Below are 21,687 nucleotides of genomic sequence, written 5' to 3' on the forward strand. Positions count from 1 at the left end.
CGGGCTCAGCCGATCTTCAGCCGTTCTTCGCCGTCCGGCTTCACCACCTGGCCGATGCGCCAGTGCGCGAGTTGCAGCCGGTCGAGGTCGGCTTCGACCGCGGCGACGTCGGCAGGCGCCAGCATCAGCACGAAGCCGATGCCGCAGTTGAAGGTGCGCCACATCTCGTGGCGCGGCACCTTGCCTTCGCGCTGCAGCCAGTCGAACACCGGCGGCAGCGGCCACGACGAAACGTCGATTTCCAGGCCCAGTTCCTTCGGCACCACGCGGATGATCTTCTCGACCAGCGCGCCGCCGGTGACGTGGGCCATCGCGTGGATGTCGTGCGCGGCCAGCAGTTCCAGCACCGGCTTGACGTAGATGCGGGTCGGCTCCATCAGCGCGTCGGCCAGCTTGACGCCGCCGAGGTCGAGGTCCAGCGGGTTGCCGGCGCGCGCCAGGATCTTGCGGATCAGCGAATAGCCGTTCGAATGCGGGCCGCTGGAGGCGATGCCGACCAGCACATCGCCTGCGCGCACCTTGCTGCCGTCGATGAGCCGCGACTTCTCCACCGCGCCGACGGTGAAGCCGGCCAGGTCGTATTCGCCCGGCGGGTACATGTCGGGCATCTCCGCGGTCTCGCCGCCGATCAGCGCGCAGCCGGCGATCTCGCAGCCCCTGGCGATGCCGGCGACCACGTCCACCGTGGTGACCACGTCGAGCTTGCCGGTGGCGAAGTAGTCGAGGAAGAACAGCGGCTCGGCGCCCTGCACCAGCACGTCGTTGACGCACATCGCGACCAGGTCGATGCCGATGCTGTCGTGGCGGTCCAGCTGCTTGGCCAGGATCAGCTTGGTGCCGACGCCGTCGGTGCCGGAGACCAGCACCGGCTCCCGGTACTTGCCGGACAGGTCGAACAGGCCGCCGAACAGGCCCACGCCGCCCAGTACTTCCGGGCGCAGGGTGCGCTTGACCGCCGGCTTGATGCGCTCGACGACTTCGTTGCCGGCGTCGATGTCGACGCCCGCGTCGCGGTAGGTGAGGGGGGTAGTGGTCACGGGCGGGCCGGTGCGGGACGGAGCGCGCGATTTTAAAGGAATACGGCCCCGTGCCGCGCGTTCAGGCAGCGGCGGATTGGCGCCCGCGGCCGGTTCGGGCAACAATTCGCCCATTGCCGGGCTTTCCGAAGGACGATCGATGCGCAGGATCCACGCTTTCCTCTGCGGCGCGCTGCTGGCGTTGCTGGCCCTGCCGGCCGCGGCCCAGTCCGGCCTGCGCACCGAGGGCGACGTGGCCGGCGCGCGCGGCATCTACGAGGCCGAAGTGCCGGTCAACAGCCAGTCCGAGGCCGACCGCAACGCCGGCCTGGCCCGCGCCCTGGGCAAGGTGCTGGCGCAACTCAGTGGCGACCGCGACGTGATGAACCGCCCCGGCGTGCTGGCCGAGCTGCGCAAGGCCAAGGACTACGCGGCCAGTTACGACTATCGCCAGGACCAGGGCACGTCGCCGGGCGGCGCGCCGACCTTCCGCACCATGCTGGTGGCGCGTTTCCGGCCGGCCGAGGTCGATGCGCTCGCCTCGGTGCTGGGCCTGCCGGTATGGCCGCAACCGCGGCCGAAACCGGTGGTGTGGCTGGCGATCGACGACGGCAGCGGCCCGCGCCTGGTCGGCCTGGCGCAGGTCAATGCGGCGCGTCCGCTGCTGAACCGCGCGGTCGAACGCGGCTACAAGCTCGGCCTGCCTGCCGGCAATGCCGCCGAACAGGCGCTGGTCGGCGCGATCTGGCGCCAGGACGTCGCCGCGGTGGCGCGCGCCTCGTCGCGCTACCAGCCGCCGATGCAACTGGTCGGCAAGCTGTACCGCAGCGGCGGCGGCTGGAAGGCGGACTGGACGTTCGTCGACCGCGGCAAGGTGCTGTCGACCTGGTCCAACAGCCACGCCGACGCGCGCCAGGCGATGGCCGCGGGCGCCGACGGCGCCGCCGACGCGCTGGTCAAGCGCTACGCCAAGGCCGGCGCGACGCTGGGCGAGGCGGGGACCTACCGGGTCACCTTCACCGGCATCCGCAACACCGACGACTACCTGCGCCTGTCCGCGGCGCTGCAGAAGATGTCGGTGGTGCGCAAGATCGTGCCGGTGCGCGTGGCCGGGGACAGCTACGAGGTCGACCTGGACCTGCTCAGCGGCCTGCCCGGTTTCGAGCGCCTGGCCGGCGACGATGCCCCCTTCGCCCGCGTCGAAGGCGACGCGCCGTTGTACCGGATGAAGTGAGGCGATGACGATGGGTACGTCGACCGGACAGGACGAAGCGCAGCGCGAAATCGCCAGGTTCCTGCGCCGCCTGCAATGGGCGGCGCTGGGCCTGGGCGCGTGCTGGCTGCTGTGGCTGCTGGCGCCGGTGCTGACCCCGTTCGTCTGCGCCGCGTTGCTGGGCTGGCTGGGCGATCCGCTGGTGGACTGGCTGCAGGCCAAGGGGCGTTCGCGCAATGTCGCGGTGACCCTGGTGTTCACCCTGATGGTGCTGGTGGTGGTGCTGGTGGCGCTGATCCTGGTGCCGTTGATCGAAAGCCAGATCGCCACCCTGGTCAGTTCGCTGCCGCGCTACCGCGACTGGCTGCTCGGCGTCGCGCTGCCGTGGTTCGAGCAGCGCAGCGGCCTGCAATTGCGCGAATGGCTGGACATGGACCGCGCGGTCGAATTCCTGCGCGGCCACTGGCAGGGCGCCAGCGGCGTCGCCACCACCGTGCTCGGCTACGTCTCGCGCTCGGGTTTCGCGGTGTTCGGCTGGGTCGCCAACGTGCTGCTGATCCCGATCATCACCTTCTACTTCCTGCGCGACTGGGACCTGCTGGTCGCGCGCGTGCAGTCGATCGTGCCGCGCGACCATGTCGCCACGATCAACCGGCTGGCGCGCGAATCCAGCGACGTGCTCGGCGGCTTCCTGCGCGGGCAGCTGCTGGTGATGATCGTGCTGGGCGTGCTCTACGGCCTCGGCCTGTGGGCGGTGGGGCTGGACCTGGGCATCCTGATCGGCATCATCGCCGGCCTGCTGACCTTCGTGCCCTACCTGGGCCCGGCCAGCGGCGTGGTGCTGGGCGTGCTGGCGGCGCTGTTCCAGTACGGCGACTGGAAGCACGTCGCCGGCGTGCTGGCGGTGTTCGGCATCGGCCAGGTGATCGAAAGCTACTGGCTGACGCCGAAGCTGGTCGGCGACCGCATCGGCCTGCACCCGGTGGCGGTGATCTTCGCGGTGCTGGCCGGCGGCCAGTTGTTCGGCTTCCTCGGCATGCTGCTGGCGCTGCCGCTGGCGGCGGTGTCCAACGTGCTGCTGCGCTACGCGCACGAGCGCTACACGCAAAGCCACCTGTACGCGGGCGAACGCCCGGCGATCCTGCTAGACGGCTTCATCGACAAGGACGTGGCGGAAGAGCCGTCGAACAGCACCGATTCGTAGGAACGGCGCGAGCCGCGACCGCCATCCTCCAGTGCCCGCCGGCAATTCCGCCAGCCGGATGGTTCCCGGTCGCGGCACACGCCGCTCCTACAATGTCCCGCACCGACCCGTTGAGCCTGTCTTCGTGAGCAATCCTTCCCCGCCCGCCGGTCTTACGCCGCAGATGCCGCTGGCGCTGCGCTATCCGCCCGACCAGCGCTTCGAAAGCTACGTCGCCGCGCCCGCCGGCGCACTGGCGCGATTGCGCGCGCTGGCGGAACGGCCGGGCGCGGACTGGCTGTTCCTCGCCGGCGCGGGCAGGACCGGCAAGACCCATCTTGCGCTGGCGCTGTGCGCGGCGGCGGAACAGGCGGGTCGCCGCGCCGCGCTCCTGCCGCTGGCCGCCGCCGCGGGGCGCCTGCGCGAGGCGCTCGATGCGCTGGACGGCAACGACGTGGTCGCGCTGGACGGCGTGGAAAGGATCGCGGGCGACCGCGACGAGGAAATCGCGCTGTTCGATTTCCACAATCGCGCGCGCAGCCTCGGCCTGGGCGTCCTGTACACGGCGCAGGCGGCGCCGGACGAACTGGCGCTGGCGCTGCCGGATTTGCGCTCGCGCCTGCAGCAATGCGCGCGCATCGCGTTGTCGCCGCTGGACGACGCCGGCCGCGCCGAGGTGCTGCGCGACCGCGCGCAGCGGCGCGGGCTGGTGCTGGAAGACGCGGCGATCGACTGGTTGCTCACGCGCACCGACCGCGACCTCGGCGCACTGGTCGGCCTGCTCGACAAGCTCGACCGCGCTTCGCTGGCGGCGCAGCGGCGGGGGACCGTGCCGTTCCTGCGCAAGGTGATCGAGACGGGAACCTGACCGGGCCGCGGCGTTTTGCCTAGCGGAGCGGGACGGGACGGAGATTGGCGGGCTTGTACAGGGGATGGCCCGTGCGCCCGCTTTTCAGCCTGGTCAGGCAGTGTGGATTCTTGAGGATCGAGAGCACCTCGAGGTCGCGGCCATTCAGTGCGCCGGCATCGCCCCATGCGCACACGACCAATTCGGCCTCCGACGCCATGCGCTCGAGCCACCGGTCATTGCCCGGGCCCACCGGATCGGCGACCTGGCGCAGGAGGGACGGGTCGGTCGATCTGTAGGCGAACAGATTCGCGAGAAGGAGGCTGCCGAAGCCCCAGCGTCTTGCATAGTTGATGCACACGCGGGACGTGTTGTCCTCGACTTCCGCATCCGCGGTGGAGGGGTTCAGCCCGATGAACGCCACGGCAGGTTTCGATGGATCCCACGCTCGCCGGAGTTCGTAGCGGTATCGCCCGCAATCGGAGATGACGGCGGAGAGTTTCACAGCAACGCGTCGTTCAGCCGGGCCAGCCGCTCCGGCGTCCCCACGTCCGTCCACGCGCCGCGATGGTGCTCGCCGGTCACCTCGCCGCGCGCCATCGCCGCGCGCAGCAACGGCGCCAGCTTGAAGCGCGGCGGGGTTTCGTTGGTGCCGGGCGCGTTGCCGACGATGTCGCGCCAGTCGTCGAACAGCGCTGGGCGGTAGACGCCGATGCCGCTGAAGGTCAGTTTTTCTCCTTCTCCCTCCGGGAGAAGGTGCCCGAAGGGCGGATGAGGGTTCGGCGAAGTTCGCAATGGTTCAACCGCGGCTGGCTTCGCCGAACCCTCACCCCGACCCCTCTCCCGGAGGGAGAGGGACTTGAAGACAAAATCCCCCTCCGGATGGTGCGCCGGGTTGTCCACCAGCACCAGGTGCGCGTCGCCGACCGGATCGCGCGGCAGTCGCGCGAAATCGTAGTCGGTCCAGATGTCGCCGTTGACCGCGATGAAGGGCTCGTCGGCGCCGAGCGCGTCTTCCAGCAGCGGCAGCGCGTTCCACATGCCGCCGCCGGTTTCCAGCGGAAACGGGCCTTCGTGGGAATAACGGATCTTCAGGCCCCAGCGCCCGCCATCGCCGAGCGCCTGCGGAAACTGCTCCGCCAGCCACGACGTGTTGACCACGACTTCCTTCACGCCGATCGCCGCGAGCTTCTCCAGGTGCCACGCGATCAGCGGCTTGCCGCCGGCGACGAGCAGCGGCTTCGGCGTGCGGTCGGTCAGCGGGCGCATGCGCTCGCCCAGGCCCGCGGCGAAGATCAGGGCTTTCACGCGGACTCCTTCGCGCGCAGCGCCGGCTTGATCGCGTTCTCGAGCAGCCCGGCGAGCGGCTCGAGTTCGCGGTGGCGCGGCAGCACTTCGTCGAGGTAGGCGATGAAGCGCGGCAGGTCGGCGATGTACCGGCTCTTGCCGTCGCGATAGTGCAGGCGGCAGAAGATGCCGAGGATCTTCAGGTGCCGCTGCACGCCCAGCCAGTCGGCGTCGCGCAGGAACGTCGCGAATGGCGGAACCGGCAGCCCCGCATCCAGCGCGCGGCGATGGTATTGCGCCAGCCAGCCGTCGACGCGTGCCAGCGGCCAGCTGAGGAACGCGTCCTTGAACAGGCTGACCGCGTCGTAGGCGACCGGGCCGCGCACGCAGTCCTGGAAGTCGAGCACCGCCGGGCCGTCCGCCACCGGCATCAGGTTGCGCGGCATGAAGTCGCGGTGGGTCAGCACCTTCTTCTGCGACAGCGCGTTGTCCATCAGCCGCCGCTGCACGAGTTCGAGCCGGTCGCTCATCCCGCAATCGGGTTCGATGCCGAGGTGGCGGCGCAGGAACCATTCCTCGAACAGGCCGGCGTCGCGTTGCAGCAGCGCCTCGCCGAATTCGCCCATGCCTTCCGGCGGCGCGATCCGCTGCAGTTTCAGCAACTGGCCGATGGCGGCCTCGAAATGCGCATCGGCGCTGTCCGCGTCGATGACCTGCGCCAGCGTCGGCCCGCCGAGGTCCTCCAGCAGCAGGAAACCGGCATCGACGTCGCGCGCCAGCACCGCCGGCACGCGCACGCCGCCGCCTTCGAGCAGGTCGCGGATGCGCAGCCACGGACGCACGTCTTCCAGTCCCGGCGGCGAGTCCATGACGATCCGGCTCGGGCCGCCGCCGGCGCTGCGCCAGTAGCTGCGGAAGCCGGCGTCGACCGAGGCGCGCACCAGCCGTGCCGACGGATCGCCGAGAACCCGGCGGGTCCAGTCGAGGCGGGCGGTGGCACGGGGGGCGTCCTGAACGTCGGGGGTCATGCGTCTCTAGGGCCTGTTAACGCTATTGGGACAGACCACGTTGCCGTGCCCGGCCGCCAGGGGGTAGTGCGTGGCGCAGCGGCAGGCTGGCCGCCTGTCCAAGCCGCGTGCGGCCGCCAGCCGGCCGGACGCGGTAACCCGGAAGGCCGCGCCTGGGTGCGCGCGGTGCGGCGTCATCACTCGGTCACTTATCGACATAAGCTCTCTCCTTACTTCCTTGCCCCGCACGTACCCAAGCACGGCGTGGCCTGTCCCAATAGCGTTAACAGGCCCTGGGCGGGTCGATTGCGCCGGACAGGTTAAACTGCCGCCCGATTCAATTGCGAGGAAGGCATGTCGAAACTGCAGCCCGTCCTGCTGTCTGGCGGCTCCGGCACCCGGCTGTGGCCGCTGTCGCGCGAGGCCTACCCGAAGCAGTTCCTGCCGCTGGCCGGCGACGACACCATGGTCCAGGCCACCTGGTTGCGCGTCGCGCCGATCGCCGGCGCCGCGCCGATCGTGGTGGCGAACGAGGACCACCGTTTCCTGGTCGGCGAGCAGCTCCGCGAAATCGGCGCGCCGACCCCGGCCATCGTGCTGGAACCGGTCGGCCGCAATACCGCGCCGGCCATCGCCGCCGCCGCGCTGCAGGCCGCCGCCGGCGGGGAAGACCCGCTGCTGCTGGTGTTGCCTTCCGACCACGTGGTGCGCGATGCCGAAGGCTTCCGCAAGGCGGTGCTGGCGGCGTCGGAGGCCGCCGACGCGGGCGCCCTCGTCACCTTCGGCATCGTTCCCGATGCGCCGGAGACCGGCTTCGGCTACATCCAGGCGGAGGCAGGCGACGGCATCCGCAAGGTGCTGCGCTTCGTCGAGAAGCCGGGCGCCGCCACCGCGCAGTCGTACCTCGACGCCGGCGGCTATTACTGGAACAGCGGCATGTTCCTGTTCCGCGCCAGCCGCTACCTCGAGGAACTGCAGCGGTTCCGCCCCGACATCCTCGAAGCGACGAAGAAGGCCTTCGACGCGGCCAGGCGCGACGGCGACTTCGTTCGCCTGGACAGGGAAGCGTTCGCCGCCAGCCCGTCCGATTCCATCGACTACGCGGTGATGGAGAAGACGCAGCACGCGAAGGTGCTGCCGGTCGACATCGGCTGGAACGACGTCGGCTCGTGGTCGGCGCTGTGGCAGGTGAGCGAGCAGGACGGCAACGGCAACGCGCACCACGGCGACGTGATCGCGGTCGATTCGCGCAACAGCTACGCCTACGCGCAGCGCCTGGTCGCGCTGGTCGGCGTGGACAACCTGGTCGTGGTCGAAACCGACGACGCGGTGCTGGTCGCGGCCAAGGACCAGGTGCAGGAAGTGAAACAGGTCGTCGCCAGGCTGAAGGGCGACCGGCGCAGCCAGGCGGTCCTGCACCGCAAGGTCTACCGGCCGTGGGGCGCCTACGATTCGATCGACATGGGCGAGCGCTTCCAGGTCAAGCGCATCACCGTGAAGCCGGGCGCGGCGCTGAGCCTGCAGATGCACCACCACCGCGCCGAGCACTGGATCGTGGTCAGCGGCACCGCGAAGGTGACGCGCGGCGACGAGACGCTGCTGCTGTCGGAGAACCAGAGCACCTACATCCCGCTGGGCGTGACCCATCGCCTGGAGAATCCCGGCAAGGTGCCGCTGGAACTGATCGAGGTGCAGTCCGGCAGCTACCTGGGCGAGGACGACATCGTCCGCTTCGAGGACGTGTACGGGCGATAGTTGAAGCGAGCTCCTGGTGCTGAGCTGGAACCAGCTCTAGTTGTTGTTTGTCACCCCGAATGCAGTGAGGGATCTGCTTCTTCTCTTGCTGCTGCCATGAAGGCATTTCGCCTGCAGCGACTTGCTTTTCTTTGCTTGTGCAAAGAAAAGTAAGCAAAAGAAGGCACGCCCTTCCTCGCGCCCGCTGCTTCGCAGCGGGTTCGTGGAGCCGGCGGGAACTTTCGTAAGCCGCATCCTGCGGCTACGTAAGCGGCGTACGTCCATGTACGCCGCCCCTTCGGGGTTTACCCGCCGTCTCCACCGCTGCGGACGGGGACGGGAGCACGAAAAACGCCCCGTTGCCGGGGCGTTTTTCGTTGCATGGGAACGGGAAGCGTCAGGACTTCTTCTTGCGCAGCGCTTCGTAGATGAACAACAGCACGACCGCGGCGGCGATGGCGACGACCCACTTCAGCCAGCCGCTGGCGATGCCGAGCGTGGTCGAGATCCAGCTGCCGACGAAAGCGCCGGCGATGCCGAGCACGATGGTCAGGATCCAGCCCATCGGGTCGGCGCCCGGCTTGAGGAAGCGGGCGAGGATGCCGATCACGGCACCGCCGATCAGATAACCGAAGATTCCGCTGAGAACCATACGTTCTGCCTCTGTCTGGTGGTGCGGGGGAAGGCCCATCCTAGCAGCATCGCATGCCGGCGGGCCGGCCCTTCGACTGCGGCGCTGCGCGCCTGCGCCCAGGGCGAACGGGATCAGTCGCAACCGTTCGTCCTGGGCGTAGGGCCACAGGCCCGGAGTCGAAGGATCCGCCGGAGTCGCAGGCGGCCTCAGCAGCAGCCGTGCTCGCCGTGGTGCTCGCCGCCGGCCGCCGCGGCCACGCCGGTGGTCTCGCCGCGCAGGCTGGCGGCGCGGTGTTCGGCGATCACGTGCGCCACGCAGGCGGTCACGCGCTTGCCCATCGGGATGTGCAGGAACTCGTTCGGGCCGTGCGCGTTGGAGTGCGGGCCGAGCACGCCGGTGATCATGAACTGCGCGCCGGGGAACTTCTCGCCGAGCATGCCCATGAACGGGATCGTGCCGCCTTCGCCCATGTACATCGCCGGCTTGCCGAACGCGGCCTGCGAAGCGTCCTCGATCGCCCGGGACAGCCACGGCGACTGCGCCGGCGCGTTCCAGCCGGTCGAGGCCTTTTCCAGCTTCAATTCGACCTGCGCGCCGCACGGCGGGTCGCGCAGCAGCGTTTCCTGCAGCAGTTCGCCGGCCTGCTTGCCGTCCAGCGTCGGCGGCAGGCGCAGCGACAGCTTCACCGCGGTGTGCGGGCGCAACACGTTGCCGGCCGACGACAGCGGCGGCATGCCGTCGACGCCGGGCACCGACAGCGCCGGGCGCCAGGTGCGGTTGAGCACCAGTTCGGCCAGGTCGTCGTTCATCGGCCGCATGCCGGGCAGGAACGGGAACTTGTCGTAGACCGCGCTGCCGAGCACGCCGGCGACCTTCTTCGCCTGTTCGAGGCGTTCGGCGGGAATGTCGGCGTGCAGGCCGTCGACCTTGATCCTGCCGGTGTTCTCGTCCTCCAGCCGCGACAGCAGCTGGCGCAGCACGCGGAAGCTCGACGGCACGATGCCGGACGCGTCGCCGGAATGCACGCCTTCGCTAAACACCTTGACGCTGAAGTTGCCGCCGGCGAGGCCGCGCAGCGAGGTGGTGCACCACAGCTGCTCGTAGTTGCCGCAGCCCGAATCCAGGCACACCACCAGCGAGGGCTTGCCGATGCGCGCGGCCAGGTGGTCGACGTAGGCGGGCAGGTCGTAGCTGCCGGATTCCTCGCAGGCCTCGATCAGCACCACGCAGCGCGCGTGCGGGATGCCCTGGTCCTGCAGCGCCTGGATCGCGGCCAGCGAGCCGAAGATCGCATAGCCGTCGTCGGCGCCGCCGCGGCCGAACAGCTTGTCGCCGCGCAGCACCGGCGTCCACGGGCCCAGGTCGTCGTCCCAGCCGGTCATCTCCGGCTGCTTGTCGAGGTGGCCGTACAGCAGCACGGTGTCCTCGCCGGTGGCGGCGTCGGTCGCGGGGATTTCGAGGTAGATCAGCGGCGTGCGGCCTTCCAGCCGCACCACTTCGACCTGCAGGCCCTTGATCGGCTGCGCGCGCGCCCAGTCTTCCATCAGCTTCACCGCCGCGTCCATGTAGCCGTGCGCGACCCAGTCGGCGTCGAACATCGGCGACTTGTTCGGGATGCGGATGTATTCGACCAGCTGCGGGACGATGTCGTCGTCCCATTTCTCCGATACGTAGCGGTCGATGCGTGCGTTGTCCATGGCGGCTCCGGGGGAATTCGTGCCCGCCATTTTACCCCCGGCGGCGGGATAGGGCTTTTCCTACAGGCTGCGGCGGTTTTCCCCCGCATCGCGGCGGGCATCGCGGCGATAACCCGGCCCGGCCCGGCTGCGGAGACTGTGCACACCGGGACGCGACGTCCGCGACGGCCCGGACCCACCACCGAACTTCGCCAACCAAGGAGCACCGACCATGAAGATTTTCGCCACCGTCCTGAAGTCCGCCGCCCTGTCGTTGCTGCTCGCCGGCAGCGCCTTCGCCGCCGACAAGGTCAACATCAACACCGCCAGCGCCGCCGCGATCGACGAAGCGCTGCTCAACGTCGGCCCGGCCAAGGCCGCGGCCATCGTCGAATACCGCAAGGCCCACGGCCCGTTCAAGAGCGCCGAGGAACTGGCCATGGTCAAGGGCATCGGCCTGAAGACCGTGGAGAAGAACCGCGGCCGCATCGAGCTGGGCCGCGGCACCGCGCCGGCGGCGAAGAAGCCGGCCGCCGCCGCCGCGCCGAAGCCGGTCGCGCGCCGCTGATCGCGTCCGCCAGTGGGCACGCCGCCCGGCCGCAGCGATGCGGCCGGGCGATTTCGTCCAACCAGCCACCGTTCGTCCTGAGCGTAGGCGCGTAGCGCCGGAGTCGAAGGGCGCCCTTCGACTCCGCCCGCGGCGCGGGCTACGCTCAGGGCAAGCGGTCCCCACGTGTTCCCGGGTTTTCCCCGGATGGTTAAACTCCGCGCGATATCCTCGCGGCGGAAGCGTGCCACCAGTGGACGACGTCTCACGGGTCATCCCGGCCAACGAATACCGGCGCGTGCGCTGGAAGAACCGCCTCGGCTGGACGCGCGAGATTCTGCGCACCCCGGACAGCGACGATTGGAACTGGCGCCTGTCGATCGCCGAAGTCGAACAGGACGCGGCGTTCTCGTCGTTCCCCGGCGTCGAGCGCGAACTGGTGCTGCTGCGCGGCAACGGCCTGCGCCTGCGCTTCGACGACGGCGAGGTACGCGAACTGGACCAGCCTTGTGCGCGCCATCGCTTCGCCGGCGAACGCGCCCTGGTCGGCGAGCTGATCGACGGACCCACCCACGACTTCAACCTGATGTGGCGGCGTGATGCGATCAGCGCCGAACTGCTGCACCGCCCGCTGGTCGGCTCGATGGTGTTCTTCGCCGAACCGGGCACGCAATGGGCCATCCACCTGCTCGCCGGCCAGGCGACGTTCGATGCGGAAAGCGGACTGCCGCCGTTGTTCGCCGGCGATACCGCGATCCTGTGCGGCGAAGAAGGTCGCAGGCGTTATGCGCTGGACGGGGGCGGGGAGTTGCTGGCGGTGAAGCTGTCAGCCCTGTAGGTGTGTAGGAGCGCCCGATTTCGCTTCTACGAAAGCACGGCCGACAATTGTTCGCGCACGTTGTGGCCGCTGTCGTCGATTTTGCGTGCCATGAGGTACAGCCCCTTGCCCCCGCTGCGCTTCGCCCATAGCTCGCCGACCATGCGCTTCTCCTTTTCCTGATCGGCAGTGAAGCGGTCGCCGCCCTTGTATTCGACGACCAGCAGGCGGCCATCCTTCAGCTTCGCGACGAAGTCGGGATAGGTGCGCTGGCTGGAGGTTGGCATCCAGAACTGGGTGGGATGGACGAGGTTGCGCACCCAGAACTCGACTTCGTCCAGCGTGTCGATGGCCTGCGCGCATTCGAATTCTTCGGTGACGGCGCCGCCGGGCGTTTTCCAGCTGAGGTCGCCCGGTACCGGGTAGTAGTGCTTGCGGAAACGGTACGCGCCCCGGTAATACCAGTGCGCCGGATAGCGCGACATGTCGGCCGGGTAGGTGAAGGTGTGGTCGGGTGCGTCGCTGGCGACGATGTCGTTGCCTTGCCCGAACAGCAACTGCTCGAAGCCGCCCCGGTAGGCATTGTCCTTGGCGAGCAGCAGTTGTTCCTCCAGCTTGCGGCGGAGGACGAACTGCCCGCGCAGCAACTGCGCCAGCGAGAAGCCGCGATCGTTCAGGAGGCTGTCGACCGCGCGCCGCACCCATTCGCGCAGCACCGGCTGCTTGACCGACGGGTCGCGGATTTCGTGGTCGAGCCAGCCGATGAGGTCGGTCACGGTACGGTCCTGGGCGAAACCCGGCAAATAGGTCGCTACGTCGTCCTTGACGTGGTGGTACTGCACCGTGTGGTCCTCGAGATAGACCTCGAAAGTCATGCTGTCGTCGCTGGCGCGGAAGCTCGACAAATCCGGCGGACTTGCCAGCAGGTCCCACTTGAAGTCGGCGGAAACCATGCCGCGGTCGATCAGCTCCAATTCGCCCTGTTCCATCAGGCAAAGGCGCGGCACCCGGAACGCGACGCCACGCTCGCTCGGTGCCTTGGCCGCGACGACCGCAAGCTGGTGTCGTTCCACCTGCCCCGCGATCTCGTCGCGCTTGCTCGGCGGCGCGGTGAGGACGATGGCTTCGACCGTGGCGACGTCGATCTCGTCGGAGATCTCCACGGTGCCGCCCGGCCCGCCTTCGGGATCGGGAATGAATGCCACCCGTTCCTTGTCGCGTTCGGGCGCATCCGTGAAGTCCGGCGCCTTGCGCACCTCGATGCGCGTCTTCGGCAGTTCCGGCGCAACGATGCCGCCGCCCTGGAGCGGCAGCGGTTCGGTTTCCGCATTTTCGCGGCGAATCGCGTTGGCGGCTTCCATTGGGTTGAAGCCGATGTTGACCAGCGATTGGGTCAGTTCGCCCGCGGCGCGGCCGAAACTGTCGGTGACGACGTGGGCGTACGCCTTGTTCATCGCCCCCTGCCGGCGCGGGCTCGCGTAGGGCATGCGCAGCACGCGGCCGAGCAGCTGCTGGATGTCCTTGTCGCTGTGCACCTGCGCCACCGAGCAGAACACGTAGGCGAAGGAACAGTCCCAGCCTTCCTTCAGCGCCTGCTTGGTGATGATCGCCTCGATGGGGCAATCCTTGGCGAACAGGTCGATGCCGTCGATCTCGCGGGCGTCGCCGGTGGCGATGGCTATCGCCTTCGGGTCGATGCCGTCGACGTCGATCAAATGGCGCTTCACTTCCTCGACCGTGGCGACACCGCGGGCGTTCTCGGCCTGGACGAGCAGGATCGGCCGGATGTATTCCGGTTCGCCCAGCGCGGTCTGCGCCAGCGACTTGCGCCGCGCCACCGCGCTGCTGACCGCGGCTTGCCATTCGCCGTTGTGTTCCTTCAGTACCACCGGGAACTTGATCATGTTCTCGGCCTTCAGCTCGAAGGCGGAGACGCTGACCAGCACGTTGGAGCTGGTGGTGTCGGGCGTGGCGGTGAGTTCGACCACGGCGCGCGGGCCGAGCCGCTCGTACACGGTGTAGGACAACGGCGTGGTCGCATTGTGCGCCTCGTCCATGATCACCAGCGGGCCATGCAGTTTCAGCAGGTTGGCGAAGGATGCGAGCGCCTTGCCGTCGGCGCCTTTCTCCAGGTAGTCGAGCTCCTTCGTGCTGCCGGCGAAGTGCGGCTCCATGTCTTCATGGTGTTCGTAGACCTTGCGGCCTTCCTGGTTCTCCACGCGCAGGGCGGCGACGGTGGAAATGACGATGCAGACCTTGGTGCCGAGGTCGGCAGGGCGGATTTGCGCGAAGTCGGCGACGTCGAACACGGCGACCTGGCCGTTGAAGGCGTCGTCCAGTTCCTGCCGGTACGGGTGGCGCGGGTCGCGGAAGGCTTCCAGCGTCTGCGTCTTGATCTGCGTGGTCGGCACCATCCACATGACCAGCGGGAATTCGCGGTCGAGCAGGGTGCGGCCGGCGGCCTGGATGATGTGCGCGCCCATCACGGTCTTGCCACCGCCGGTGGGGATGCGCAGGCAGGCGTAGGGAACGTGCGGCAAGCCGGGCATCGGCTTGTATTGGTCGAACAGTCCCTTGTCGACGGTCTTGGCGAAGGCTTCGTCCGGGTTGCCCAGTCGCGCGGCGTCGAGGAAGCGCTCGAGGCTTTCGAGTGCGCGGCGCTGGTAGAGCTTGAGGGCGAGGGCCATGTCAGCGTGCCTTGAGGTCGTAAGGCGTTTGCCGGAAGGTGATGTCGAGTTCGCGCAGTTGTTCTTCGGGCAGTGCGCAGGCTTCGCCGTAGATCACCTTGGGGCCGTCGAACTTCGGCAGCGAGCGCAGGATGCGGCGGGTAAGGACGTTGCCGCCGGCCTTGCTGTCATCGCCGAGGATGCCGTTGTAGAGCAGGTAGTAGCCGATGCCGTTGTGTTCGCCGAGGAAGGCCTCTTTCTTCGCGCGCGTCGAACGGGCGGTGCCGGTTTCGGCGAACCAGACGTGGGCGGCGAGGTGTTCGAACTTGATGCCATCGCGGATATGGCCGTTTTCATCGAAGACAGGCACGCCGAGTTTGTAGTAGCGGAAGCCGCCACCGCCCTGCCAGCCGACGGCTTCGGAGATGCCGCCCTGTTCGCCGTCGACGACTTTCTTCAGGCGCGGTTGGCAGTGGCTGCGGGCGTGTTCGCCCATCTCGATGCCGATCCAGCGGCGGCCCATCTTGTGGGCGACCGCCGCCGTCGTGCCGCTGCCGAGGAAGCTGTCGAGGATGAGGTCGCCGGAGTTGGTCGAAATCTGGAGCACTCGTTGGAGTAGTCGTTCCGGTTTCGGCGTATCAAAAGCGTTTTCGGCGCCGAATAACACATTGATCTCTTTCTTGGCTTCCTGGTTGTGGCCGACCTCGGCGTTCGTCCACCACGTCCACGAACTGCGTCCATCTGTTTCCGACAGGTAGTTTTTCCGTCGTGGAACGCCGTCTCCGTTCTTGCCAAACCAGAAGCGTCCTTCGGCGACTTGCTGAAGAAACTTTTCCTCCGTGTTTTTCCAGCACATTCCCGTAGGAGGGAGATGAACCTTCCCCGACGGCGAGGTGATTGCATACATCTGGTTGGGTCGATAACCCTGTGCGGAGAAGTCGGACGAGACCCAAGGACCACGAGGATCGTTGTCAGGATTCTTATAGCGGCTGCGCTGTTCCTCGCTGACCGGCAGGAGGTTTAACGCTAACTTCTCTGAGTTCTTGCCGTAGATAATGAGATGATCATGAGCTGCACCCATCTGGATGCGTGCATCTGGTGATGTCCGCTTCTGCCACAGAGCATTGGCGACGAAGTTCTTGCGGCCGAATATCTCGTCGCAGACGACCTTGAAGTAGTGTGCCTCGTTGTCGTCGAGCGTGACCCAGAGCGATCCGTCCTCGGCCAGCAGCTCGCGCAGCAGTTCCAGCCGCGGATACATTAACGACAGCCACTGCGAATGCTCGACGTTGTCGTCGTAATGCTCGAACGCACTGCCCGTGTTGTACGGCGGATCGATGAAGATGCACTTCACCTGGCCCGCGTAGTACGGCAGCAACGCCTTCAGCGCCTCGAGGTTGTCGCCCTCGATCAGCATGTTCGGGGAATCGGCTTCGCCGTACGACAGCCCGGCCACCGGCTCCAGCAACCGATACGGCGCCAACGCCGCCCGTGTCAGGTCCGCCTCCCGGTTGAACCACGACAGCAGCGGCATCTAGCGCCGCTCCACGTGCTCGCACGATTGCCCCACGCGCCACGCCGTCCGACCGACGGCCGGGGCGTTGTAGGGCAGGGCGTCCAGCGCTGGCGTGGGCATCTAACGTATCGGGTTTGAAACTAACCCGATAAGTTAAACACAATGAACCCAAAACGTTAATAGAGCGCCGGCGGCCTACGTAACTTCCCGGGCCATGAACGACGAGCGCCAAGCGTTTTCGCAAAGACTGGCCGACGCCATGGAAAGGGCCGGCTACAAGCCCCGGCCCGGCGAGCTGCACAAGGTGTTCAACAGCAAGTACAACGGCGCTTCCGTTTCGGAAATGACTGCCTCGCGCTGGCTCAGCGGCAAGGCGATCCCCGCGCAGGACAAGTTGCAGGTGTTGGCCGACCTGTTCGGCGTGGAGCCGCACGCCCTGCGTTACGGCAAGGCAGGGAAGGGCAGGATCGGCGAAGCACAGGCCGCCTGGCCCGCCGGCGTGGGCGCACGCGAGCGGCAGGTCATCGATGCTTTCCTGGCGCTGCCGCCCAAGCGGAGGGAACTGGTCGGGGAAGTGGTTGCCGCGTTGGGGCAGGGCGGCGACAAGTGAAATTTCCCCGCTTGGCCTGAGCGTAGCGAAGCGGAGTCGAAGGACTGGCCTGGGGCCCTTCGACTCCGGGCCGTCGGCCCTACGCTCAGGGCGAACGGTACCGGACAGGGATCATCGGGCGCGGCGGTACTTCGCCCGTGGTTCGTTCACCGCGTCGCCGGGTTCCAGACGCAGGTGCGGGCGCAGCCAGTCGGCGAAGTCGGCTTCGGCCAGCGAGCCTTCGGCCAGCGACAGGTAGACCGGGTACAGCTCGATGTTGCTGGCCTGCAGTGTTGCGCTGTTCAGGGCGAGGAAAAGTTCGCAGGCCACGGCAGCGGTGCGCTTGTTGCCGTCGACGAAGGGATGGTTGCGTGCCAAGCCGAAGGCCAGGCTAGCGGCCAACGCCGCCAGATCGGGCGGCGGATCGCCGCAGGCCCACAACTGTTGTGGTCGTGCGAGCGCGGATTCCAGCAAGGTTTCGTCGCGCACGCCAATGCCGCCGCCGTGCTCGGCCAATTGGCGCTCGTGGATGGCTAGCGCGAGCGCGCGTTCGATCCAGACGATCATTGGAACGCCCTATTCGGCCAGCTTGCGCAGCAGATCGCGGCGGTCGCGCATGATCTTCTCCGCCACTTCCATCTGTGCGGCCAGCTTCGGGTCGTAGGTGGTCAGGCGGATGCCGTCCGGGGTTTCCAGCGCGTACAGCTCGTCGCCCTTGTCCACGCGCAGGCGCGCCAGCAACTCCTTGGGCAGGATGACGCCGGCGGAATTGCCGATGGCGGTGATCTTCAGCTTCATGGCGGTCTCGGGGGCTGGTTGACGTTATAACCGATGTTATACCGCTGCCATCGACGCGACAAGCCCATTGCCCTGAGCGGCGACGGAAACAAAAACGCCGGGAGGCCCCGGCGTTCCTGGTCCCGGCTGGCGGGTGGTTCAGCCGAAGCTGAGCAGGCCGATGGTGATGGCGAAAACGAGGGTGCCGATGCTCATCACGCTGACCAGCAACTCCCTCCGGCTGCGGCCCTTGGCCCACATCCAGATGCCGGAGATGCCCAGCAACAGCATGCCGATGGCCAGCGTGTCGGCCAGGAATACCCACCAGCCGCCGCCGATGCCCTTGTGCAGCTTGTTGAGCGCGGCGAGGAAATCGGACTTCGTGTACTTGATTTCGGCGCTGTCGCTGCCCGGCGTGTAGGCCATCGACCACGAATTGCCGGGCGTGCCGCCGCTGAGGGTCCAGCGTTCGCCGCCTCCGCCCGGGCCGCGCGCGGTTTCGCCACGCGGGCCGCCTTCGCCGCGGCCTTCGCCGCGCGGCGGGGCCTTGCCGCCGGGACCGCCGGGACCGCCCTTGCGGATCATGGTGACTTCGAGCTTCTGCGCCTGCTGCAACCACAGCGAGAGCGCTTCGGGCGTGGCGCGGGCGTCGGCCGGGATCTGCACCACGTTCTCGCCGATCGGCGTGGTCTTGCCCTGCGGCCACGGGTTTTCGCCCGTGCGATGGTTCAGCAGCAGCCCGGTGAAGCCGTACACGATCGTGGCCAATGCACCCCACGCGCCGATCCACAGGTGGATTTGCCGGACCCAGGCGTAAGTGGTGCGGGGAAACCGGAAGAACGGGCGGTTGGCGGTTGCGTTCATGCGGACGTGCGGTGGTGGTGGTGGGGGGAGGGCGGAAAGGGAACGCCTGTGCGGCGCGCGGGTTGACTCAGACTTCGGACCATTGCCGCAGCAGGTTGTGGTACACGCCGGTGAGCTGCAGCACGGCCTGCGCATCGGCGCCGTCGCGGCGCAGGGTTTCGATCGCGGTATCCATTTCGAACAGCATCCGCCGGCGCGCGTCGTCGCGGACCATGCTCTGCACCCAGAAGAACGAAGCCAGCCGCGCGCCGCGCGTCACCGGCGCGACCCGGTGCAGGCTGCTGGACGGGTAGACGATCAGGTCGCCGGCCGGCAGCTTCGCCTCGTGCTCGCCGTAGGTGTCGCTGACGATCAGTTCGCCGCCGTCGTATTCGTCCGGTTCGGCGAGGAACAGGGTGCACGACACGTCCGAACGCAGCTGCTCCCTGCCGCCGAGGCGCATGACCGCGCCGTCGACATGGAAGCCGTACTCGCCGCCGCCGGCGTAGCGGTTGAAGCGCGGCGGCAGGATCTTCAGCGGCAACGCCGCGGCGAAGAACAGCGGGTTGCGTTCCAGTGCCGCGAGCACGATCTTGCCGAGCTCGGCCTTCAGCGGCGAGGCGTCGGGCAGTTGTTCGTTGCGCTTGACCTGCGCGCCCTGCACGCCGACGGTCTCGCGGCCGTCGGTCCAGTCCGCGGCGTCGAGCGCCCGACGGATGCGCGCCAGTTCGTCGCGGGTCAGCACTTCGGGGATGTGCAGCAGCATGGGGATGTCTCGCAGGATGGCGGTGCTATTGTAGGAACGGCGTAAGCCGCGAAAAGCGTCGCTGCTCGCGCAGCTCCTACAACAGACGGAACCTCAGAAGCGGAAGTCGGCGCTGAGCAGGAAGGTGCGCGGCTGCCCCGGCGTGTAGCGGTAGCCGCTCTTGTTGATCGCGGCGACGTAGCGCTTGTCGAACAGGTTGTAGCCGTTCAACCGCAGGGTCAGCTGGTCGTTGATCGCGTACGACGCCACCGCGTCCCACACCGTCCACGACTTGGTGAACGCCGGCGTGCCGACCGCGCCGTCGGTGCCGCGGTGCATGCCGGCGGTGTAGCGCAGGCCGCCACCGACGTTCAGGCCGAACGGGAAGCGGTAGGTGGTCCAGCCGGTGAAGGCGTCGTCGGGCGTGTAGGTCAGGTTGGGCGTGCCGTCGGCGGCGGCCGGGGCGCCTTCGACGACCCGGGTATCGAGGTGGCTGAAGCCGGCGGAAACCGACCAGTTGTCGGTGAGGTTGCCCACCGCCGAGATCTCGATGCCTTCGACCCGCTTCTCGCCGGTCTGGGTCGGGTTGCCGTCGTCGTCCAGCAACTGGGTGTTGATCTCGTTGCTGACTTCGGTCCGGAACAGCGCCAGGTTCAACGCCAGCGCTTCGTCGATCAGGTTCCACTTGGTGCCGACCTCGAGGGTCCGGGCCACTTGCGGATCGAACTTCGGGTTGTTGGCGTTGTTCGCCGCGCCGCTGAGTTCCATCGTGGCGCCGCCCGGCGGCTGCTGCGAAACCGCCCAGTTCGCGTACAGGCTGACCGCGTCGCCGAACTTGTACACCGCGCCGAGCTTGCCGCTGACCAGGGTGTCCTCGGCATCGAGGTCGAGGAACGGCAGCACCGTGCCGGCCGGGTTGCCGGCGCAATCGGGGCCGCGGCTCGGATTGCTGTTGCACACCGCCGCGCTGCGGAACTGCGTTTCGTAGCGGTCGGCGCGCAGGCCGGCGGTCAGCAGGAAGCTTTCGCCGAACTTCAGCGTGTCGAACGCGTACGCGGCCACCGTGTCGGTCCGGCCGTGGCGGTCGGCGCCGTTGTGCGCCCAGGCCAGGCCGGTCGCGTTCCAGTCCGGGTCGTACAGGTTGGCCGGCGTCCACGCACTGCCGTCGGTCGCGGCCTGGCCGTAGAAGTCGTATTCCTCGCGGGAGAATTCCAGGCCGGCGCTGACGAAATGCAGCACGTCGCCGGTGGCGAAGTCGGCGCGCAGGTTCAGCTGGTCGGTCAGGATCTCGTTGCGCTGGTCCTTGAAGGTCGGCAGGCCGCGCGCGACCGTGTAGGTGGAAAGGTCGGCCGGATCGGTCCAGGCGATCTCGCCGGCCATGGAGCGGAACGACGTCAGCAGGTAGTCCTGCTCGGTCTTGCCCCAGCGCAGGGTGTTGCTCAGCTTCAGCGTGTCGGAGAAATCGTGCTCGAAGCGCAGCGTCGCCATCTGCGCGGTCACGTCGTCGTGGTCGGCGGTGGTGCCGTAGAAGTTCCCCGGGTCGACCGGATGGCCGGCCAGCTGTTCCAGGCCGGGCTGCGGCGACCAGCCGGGCAGGCCGATCGTCGGCACGAAGCCGTCGGGCACGTTGTCCTGCTCCACGTACAGCAGGTTGACGAAGAAGCGGGTGTCGCCGCCCAGGCCGAAGCCCAGCGACGGGGCGATGCCCCAGCGGCCGTTGCCGACATGGTCGCGGCCGGCGACGTCGCTGTCCTGCCACATCGCGTTCAGGCGCAACGCGCTGGCGTCGCCGAGCGCCTGGTTCCAGTCGGCGGTGGCGCGCTGCTGGCCGTCGCTGCCGACGGAAGCGCTGCCGGACGCCGCGGCGCGCAGGTTCGCCTGCTTGCTGACCATGTTGATCGCGCCGGTCGGCGCGGTGCGGCCGGTGTCGGTGCTGGCCGGGCCCTTCACCACTTCGACCTGGTCGATGTTGAACAGGTCGCGCGACACCGAACCGAGGTCGCGCACGCCGTCGACGAAGAGGCTCGACGAGCTGTCGAAGCCGCGCATGTACAGCGCGTCGCCGGTGCTGGTGGCGCCGTTCTCGCCGGCGTAGAAGGTGCCGACGCCGGCGCTGTTGCGCAGCGCCTCGGTCAGGGTGGTGGCGCCCTGCTGGGTGAACAGCTCCTTGTCGATGACCTGGATGGTCTGCGGCGTGTCCTGCAGGGTCTGGGTGAACTTGGGCGAGACGATGAAGCTGCGCAGGCCGCGCACTTCGACCTTGTCCAGCTCCTTGGCCTGCGGCTCGGCATCGGCATCGGTGGCGGCGCTGTTCTCCGCGGCGGCGGCGGGCAGGGCCAGCGCCAGGCCGGCGGCGAGGGTGGCGGTGGAAAGCGGGGAGGCGGTGCGTCGTGGCGCGTACTTGCGGGTCTTGATGCTGTCTCTTAAAACCATCTGACGACGCCGCCGAAGAGGATAGGATAGAGCAACTTTGGCGCCGGAGCCTTTATTAAAGAACCAGACGCTTGAGTATCAGTGAGAGTGACTCCAGTCACACATGTGGACAGTGAAATGATACTCAGATGTGTATCTTAATGCATGTGCATGTATA

At 68.0% G+C, this 21,687-nt stretch carries 20 protein-coding genes; 7 read left to right on the top strand and 13 right to left on the bottom strand.

Annotated elements, in window-relative coordinates; genetic code table 11:
• Positions 1 to 5: 5 nt before the first annotated feature.
• On the bottom strand, positions 6 to 1,151 hold the full coding sequence (gene purM / locus CSC71_RS09500) for a phosphoribosylformylglycinamidine cyclo-ligase (protein WP_162374129.1): 1,146 nt from the start codon (positions 1,149 to 1,151) through the stop codon (positions 6 to 8).
• On the opposite strand from purM, the gene CSC71_RS09505 reads away from it, so the two are divergent.
• From CSC71_RS09505 to hda, 3 genes are all read left to right on the top strand, one after another.
• Positions 1,114 to 2,250, top strand: coding sequence for a DUF2066 domain-containing protein (locus tag CSC71_RS09505; RefSeq protein WP_425501942.1), 1,137 nt, complete (start codon positions 1,114 to 1,116; stop codon positions 2,248 to 2,250). The genes purM and CSC71_RS09505 overlap by 38 nt on opposite strands.
• A 10-nt stretch (positions 2,251 to 2,260) precedes the next feature.
• Complete coding sequence (locus CSC71_RS09510; protein WP_162374153.1) at positions 2,261 to 3,433, top strand: AI-2E family transporter; 1,173 nt, start codon at positions 2,261 to 2,263, stop codon at positions 3,431 to 3,433.
• A gap of 163 nt (positions 3,434 to 3,596) precedes the next feature.
• Positions 3,597 to 4,280, top strand: coding sequence for a DnaA regulatory inactivator Hda (gene hda / locus CSC71_RS09515; protein WP_162374154.1), 684 nt, complete (start codon positions 3,597 to 3,599; stop codon positions 4,278 to 4,280).
• A 19-nt stretch (positions 4,281 to 4,299) separates the two neighbouring features.
• Here the strand turns inward: hda and CSC71_RS09520 are convergent, their stop codons facing one another.
• The 3 genes from CSC71_RS09520 to CSC71_RS09530 are packed head-to-tail and all read right to left on the bottom strand — an operon-like array spanning position 4,300 to position 6,574.
• On the bottom strand, positions 4,300 to 4,764 hold the full coding sequence (locus CSC71_RS09520; RefSeq protein ID WP_162374131.1) for a DUF1643 domain-containing protein: 465 nt from the start codon (positions 4,762 to 4,764) through the stop codon (positions 4,300 to 4,302).
• Positions 4,761 to 5,567, bottom strand: coding sequence for a nucleotidyltransferase family protein (locus tag CSC71_RS09525; RefSeq protein ID WP_162374132.1), 807 nt, complete (start codon positions 5,565 to 5,567; stop codon positions 4,761 to 4,763). The genes CSC71_RS09520 and CSC71_RS09525 overlap by 4 nt, the downstream gene beginning before the upstream one ends.
• The gene (locus CSC71_RS09530; protein ID WP_162374133.1) at positions 5,564 to 6,574 is read right to left on the bottom strand and encodes an aminoglycoside phosphotransferase family protein; all 1,011 of its coding nucleotides are present in this window, start codon (positions 6,572 to 6,574) and stop codon (positions 5,564 to 5,566) included. The genes CSC71_RS09525 and CSC71_RS09530 overlap by 4 nt, the downstream gene beginning before the upstream one ends.
• Positions 6,575 to 6,907: 333 nt before the next feature.
• Between CSC71_RS09530 and CSC71_RS09535 the strand changes: the two genes are divergently transcribed.
• Entirely contained in the window at positions 6,908 to 8,308 is a 1,401-nt protein-coding gene (locus tag CSC71_RS09535; RefSeq protein WP_162374134.1) for a mannose-1-phosphate guanylyltransferase/mannose-6-phosphate isomerase, read from the top strand.
• A gap of 376 nt (positions 8,309 to 8,684) precedes the next feature.
• Here CSC71_RS09535 and CSC71_RS09540 read toward each other — a convergent pair whose 3' ends face one another.
• Both CSC71_RS09540 and CSC71_RS09545 read right to left on the bottom strand, forming a co-directional pair.
• A complete protein-coding gene (locus tag CSC71_RS09540) occupies positions 8,685 to 8,939 on the bottom strand; it encodes a GlsB/YeaQ/YmgE family stress response membrane protein (RefSeq protein WP_162374135.1) in 255 nt (84 codons plus the stop codon).
• Between the two features lie 188 nt (positions 8,940 to 9,127).
• Positions 9,128 to 10,618 (bottom strand): M20 family metallopeptidase, encoded by a 1,491-nt coding sequence (locus CSC71_RS09545; RefSeq protein WP_162374136.1) that lies wholly within the window; start codon positions 10,616 to 10,618, stop codon positions 9,128 to 9,130.
• Between the two features lie 211 nt (positions 10,619 to 10,829).
• Here CSC71_RS09545 and CSC71_RS09550 point away from each other — a divergent pair, with 211 nt between their 5' ends.
• Entirely contained in the window at positions 10,830 to 11,165 is a 336-nt protein-coding gene (locus CSC71_RS09550) for a ComEA family DNA-binding protein (RefSeq protein ID WP_162374137.1), read from the top strand.
• Positions 11,166 to 11,397: 232 nt separating this feature from the next.
• The gene (locus CSC71_RS09555; protein WP_246192125.1) at positions 11,398 to 11,982 is read left to right on the top strand and encodes a HutD/Ves family protein; all 585 of its coding nucleotides are present in this window, start codon (positions 11,398 to 11,400) and stop codon (positions 11,980 to 11,982) included.
• A 26-nt stretch (positions 11,983 to 12,008) separates the two neighbouring features.
• On the opposite strand, the gene CSC71_RS09560 is transcribed toward CSC71_RS09555, so the two are convergent.
• Together CSC71_RS09560 and CSC71_RS09565 are read right to left on the bottom strand one after the other, a co-directional pair.
• Complete coding sequence (locus CSC71_RS09560) at positions 12,009 to 14,648, bottom strand: DEAD/DEAH box helicase (RefSeq protein ID WP_162374139.1); 2,640 nt, start codon at positions 14,646 to 14,648, stop codon at positions 12,009 to 12,011.
• 1 nt (position 14,649) lies between these two features.
• A complete protein-coding gene (locus CSC71_RS09565; RefSeq protein WP_162374140.1) occupies positions 14,650 to 16,161 on the bottom strand; it encodes a site-specific DNA-methyltransferase in 1,512 nt (503 codons plus the stop codon).
• A 196-nt stretch (positions 16,162 to 16,357) separates the two neighbouring features.
• On the opposite strand from CSC71_RS09565, the gene CSC71_RS09570 reads away from it, so the two are divergent.
• Entirely contained in the window at positions 16,358 to 16,753 is a 396-nt protein-coding gene (locus CSC71_RS09570; RefSeq protein ID WP_162374141.1) for a transcriptional regulator, read from the top strand.
• Between the two features lie 111 nt (positions 16,754 to 16,864).
• Here CSC71_RS09570 and CSC71_RS09575 read toward each other — a convergent pair whose 3' ends face one another.
• The 5 genes from CSC71_RS09575 to CSC71_RS09595 all read right to left on the bottom strand — a co-directional run bounded on the left by CSC71_RS09575 (position 16,865) and on the right by CSC71_RS09595 (position 21,530).
• The gene (locus tag CSC71_RS09575) at positions 16,865 to 17,299 is read right to left on the bottom strand and encodes a type II toxin-antitoxin system death-on-curing family toxin (RefSeq protein ID WP_162374142.1); all 435 of its coding nucleotides are present in this window, start codon (positions 17,297 to 17,299) and stop codon (positions 16,865 to 16,867) included.
• Positions 17,300 to 17,308: 9 nt separating this feature from the next.
• Positions 17,309 to 17,530 (bottom strand): AbrB/MazE/SpoVT family DNA-binding domain-containing protein, encoded by a 222-nt coding sequence (locus CSC71_RS09580; RefSeq protein WP_162374143.1) that lies wholly within the window; start codon positions 17,528 to 17,530, stop codon positions 17,309 to 17,311.
• A 138-nt stretch (positions 17,531 to 17,668) separates the two neighbouring features.
• Positions 17,669 to 18,373, bottom strand: a complete 705-nt coding sequence (locus CSC71_RS09585; RefSeq protein ID WP_162374144.1) for a PepSY-associated TM helix domain-containing protein — start codon at positions 18,371 to 18,373, stop codon at positions 17,669 to 17,671.
• A gap of 67 nt (positions 18,374 to 18,440) precedes the next feature.
• A complete protein-coding gene (locus CSC71_RS09590) occupies positions 18,441 to 19,118 on the bottom strand; it encodes a Fe2+-dependent dioxygenase (protein ID WP_162374145.1) in 678 nt (225 codons plus the stop codon).
• 93 nt (positions 19,119 to 19,211) lie between these two features.
• The gene (locus tag CSC71_RS09595; protein WP_162374146.1) at positions 19,212 to 21,530 is read right to left on the bottom strand and encodes a catecholate siderophore receptor Fiu; all 2,319 of its coding nucleotides are present in this window, start codon (positions 21,528 to 21,530) and stop codon (positions 19,212 to 19,214) included.
• Positions 21,531 to 21,687: the final 157 nt, after the last annotated feature.

The organism is Pseudoxanthomonas sangjuensis (genome assembly GCF_010211755.1).
In the GTDB taxonomy this organism is placed as follows: domain Bacteria; phylum Pseudomonadota; class Gammaproteobacteria; order Xanthomonadales; family Xanthomonadaceae; genus Pseudoxanthomonas_A; species Pseudoxanthomonas_A sangjuensis.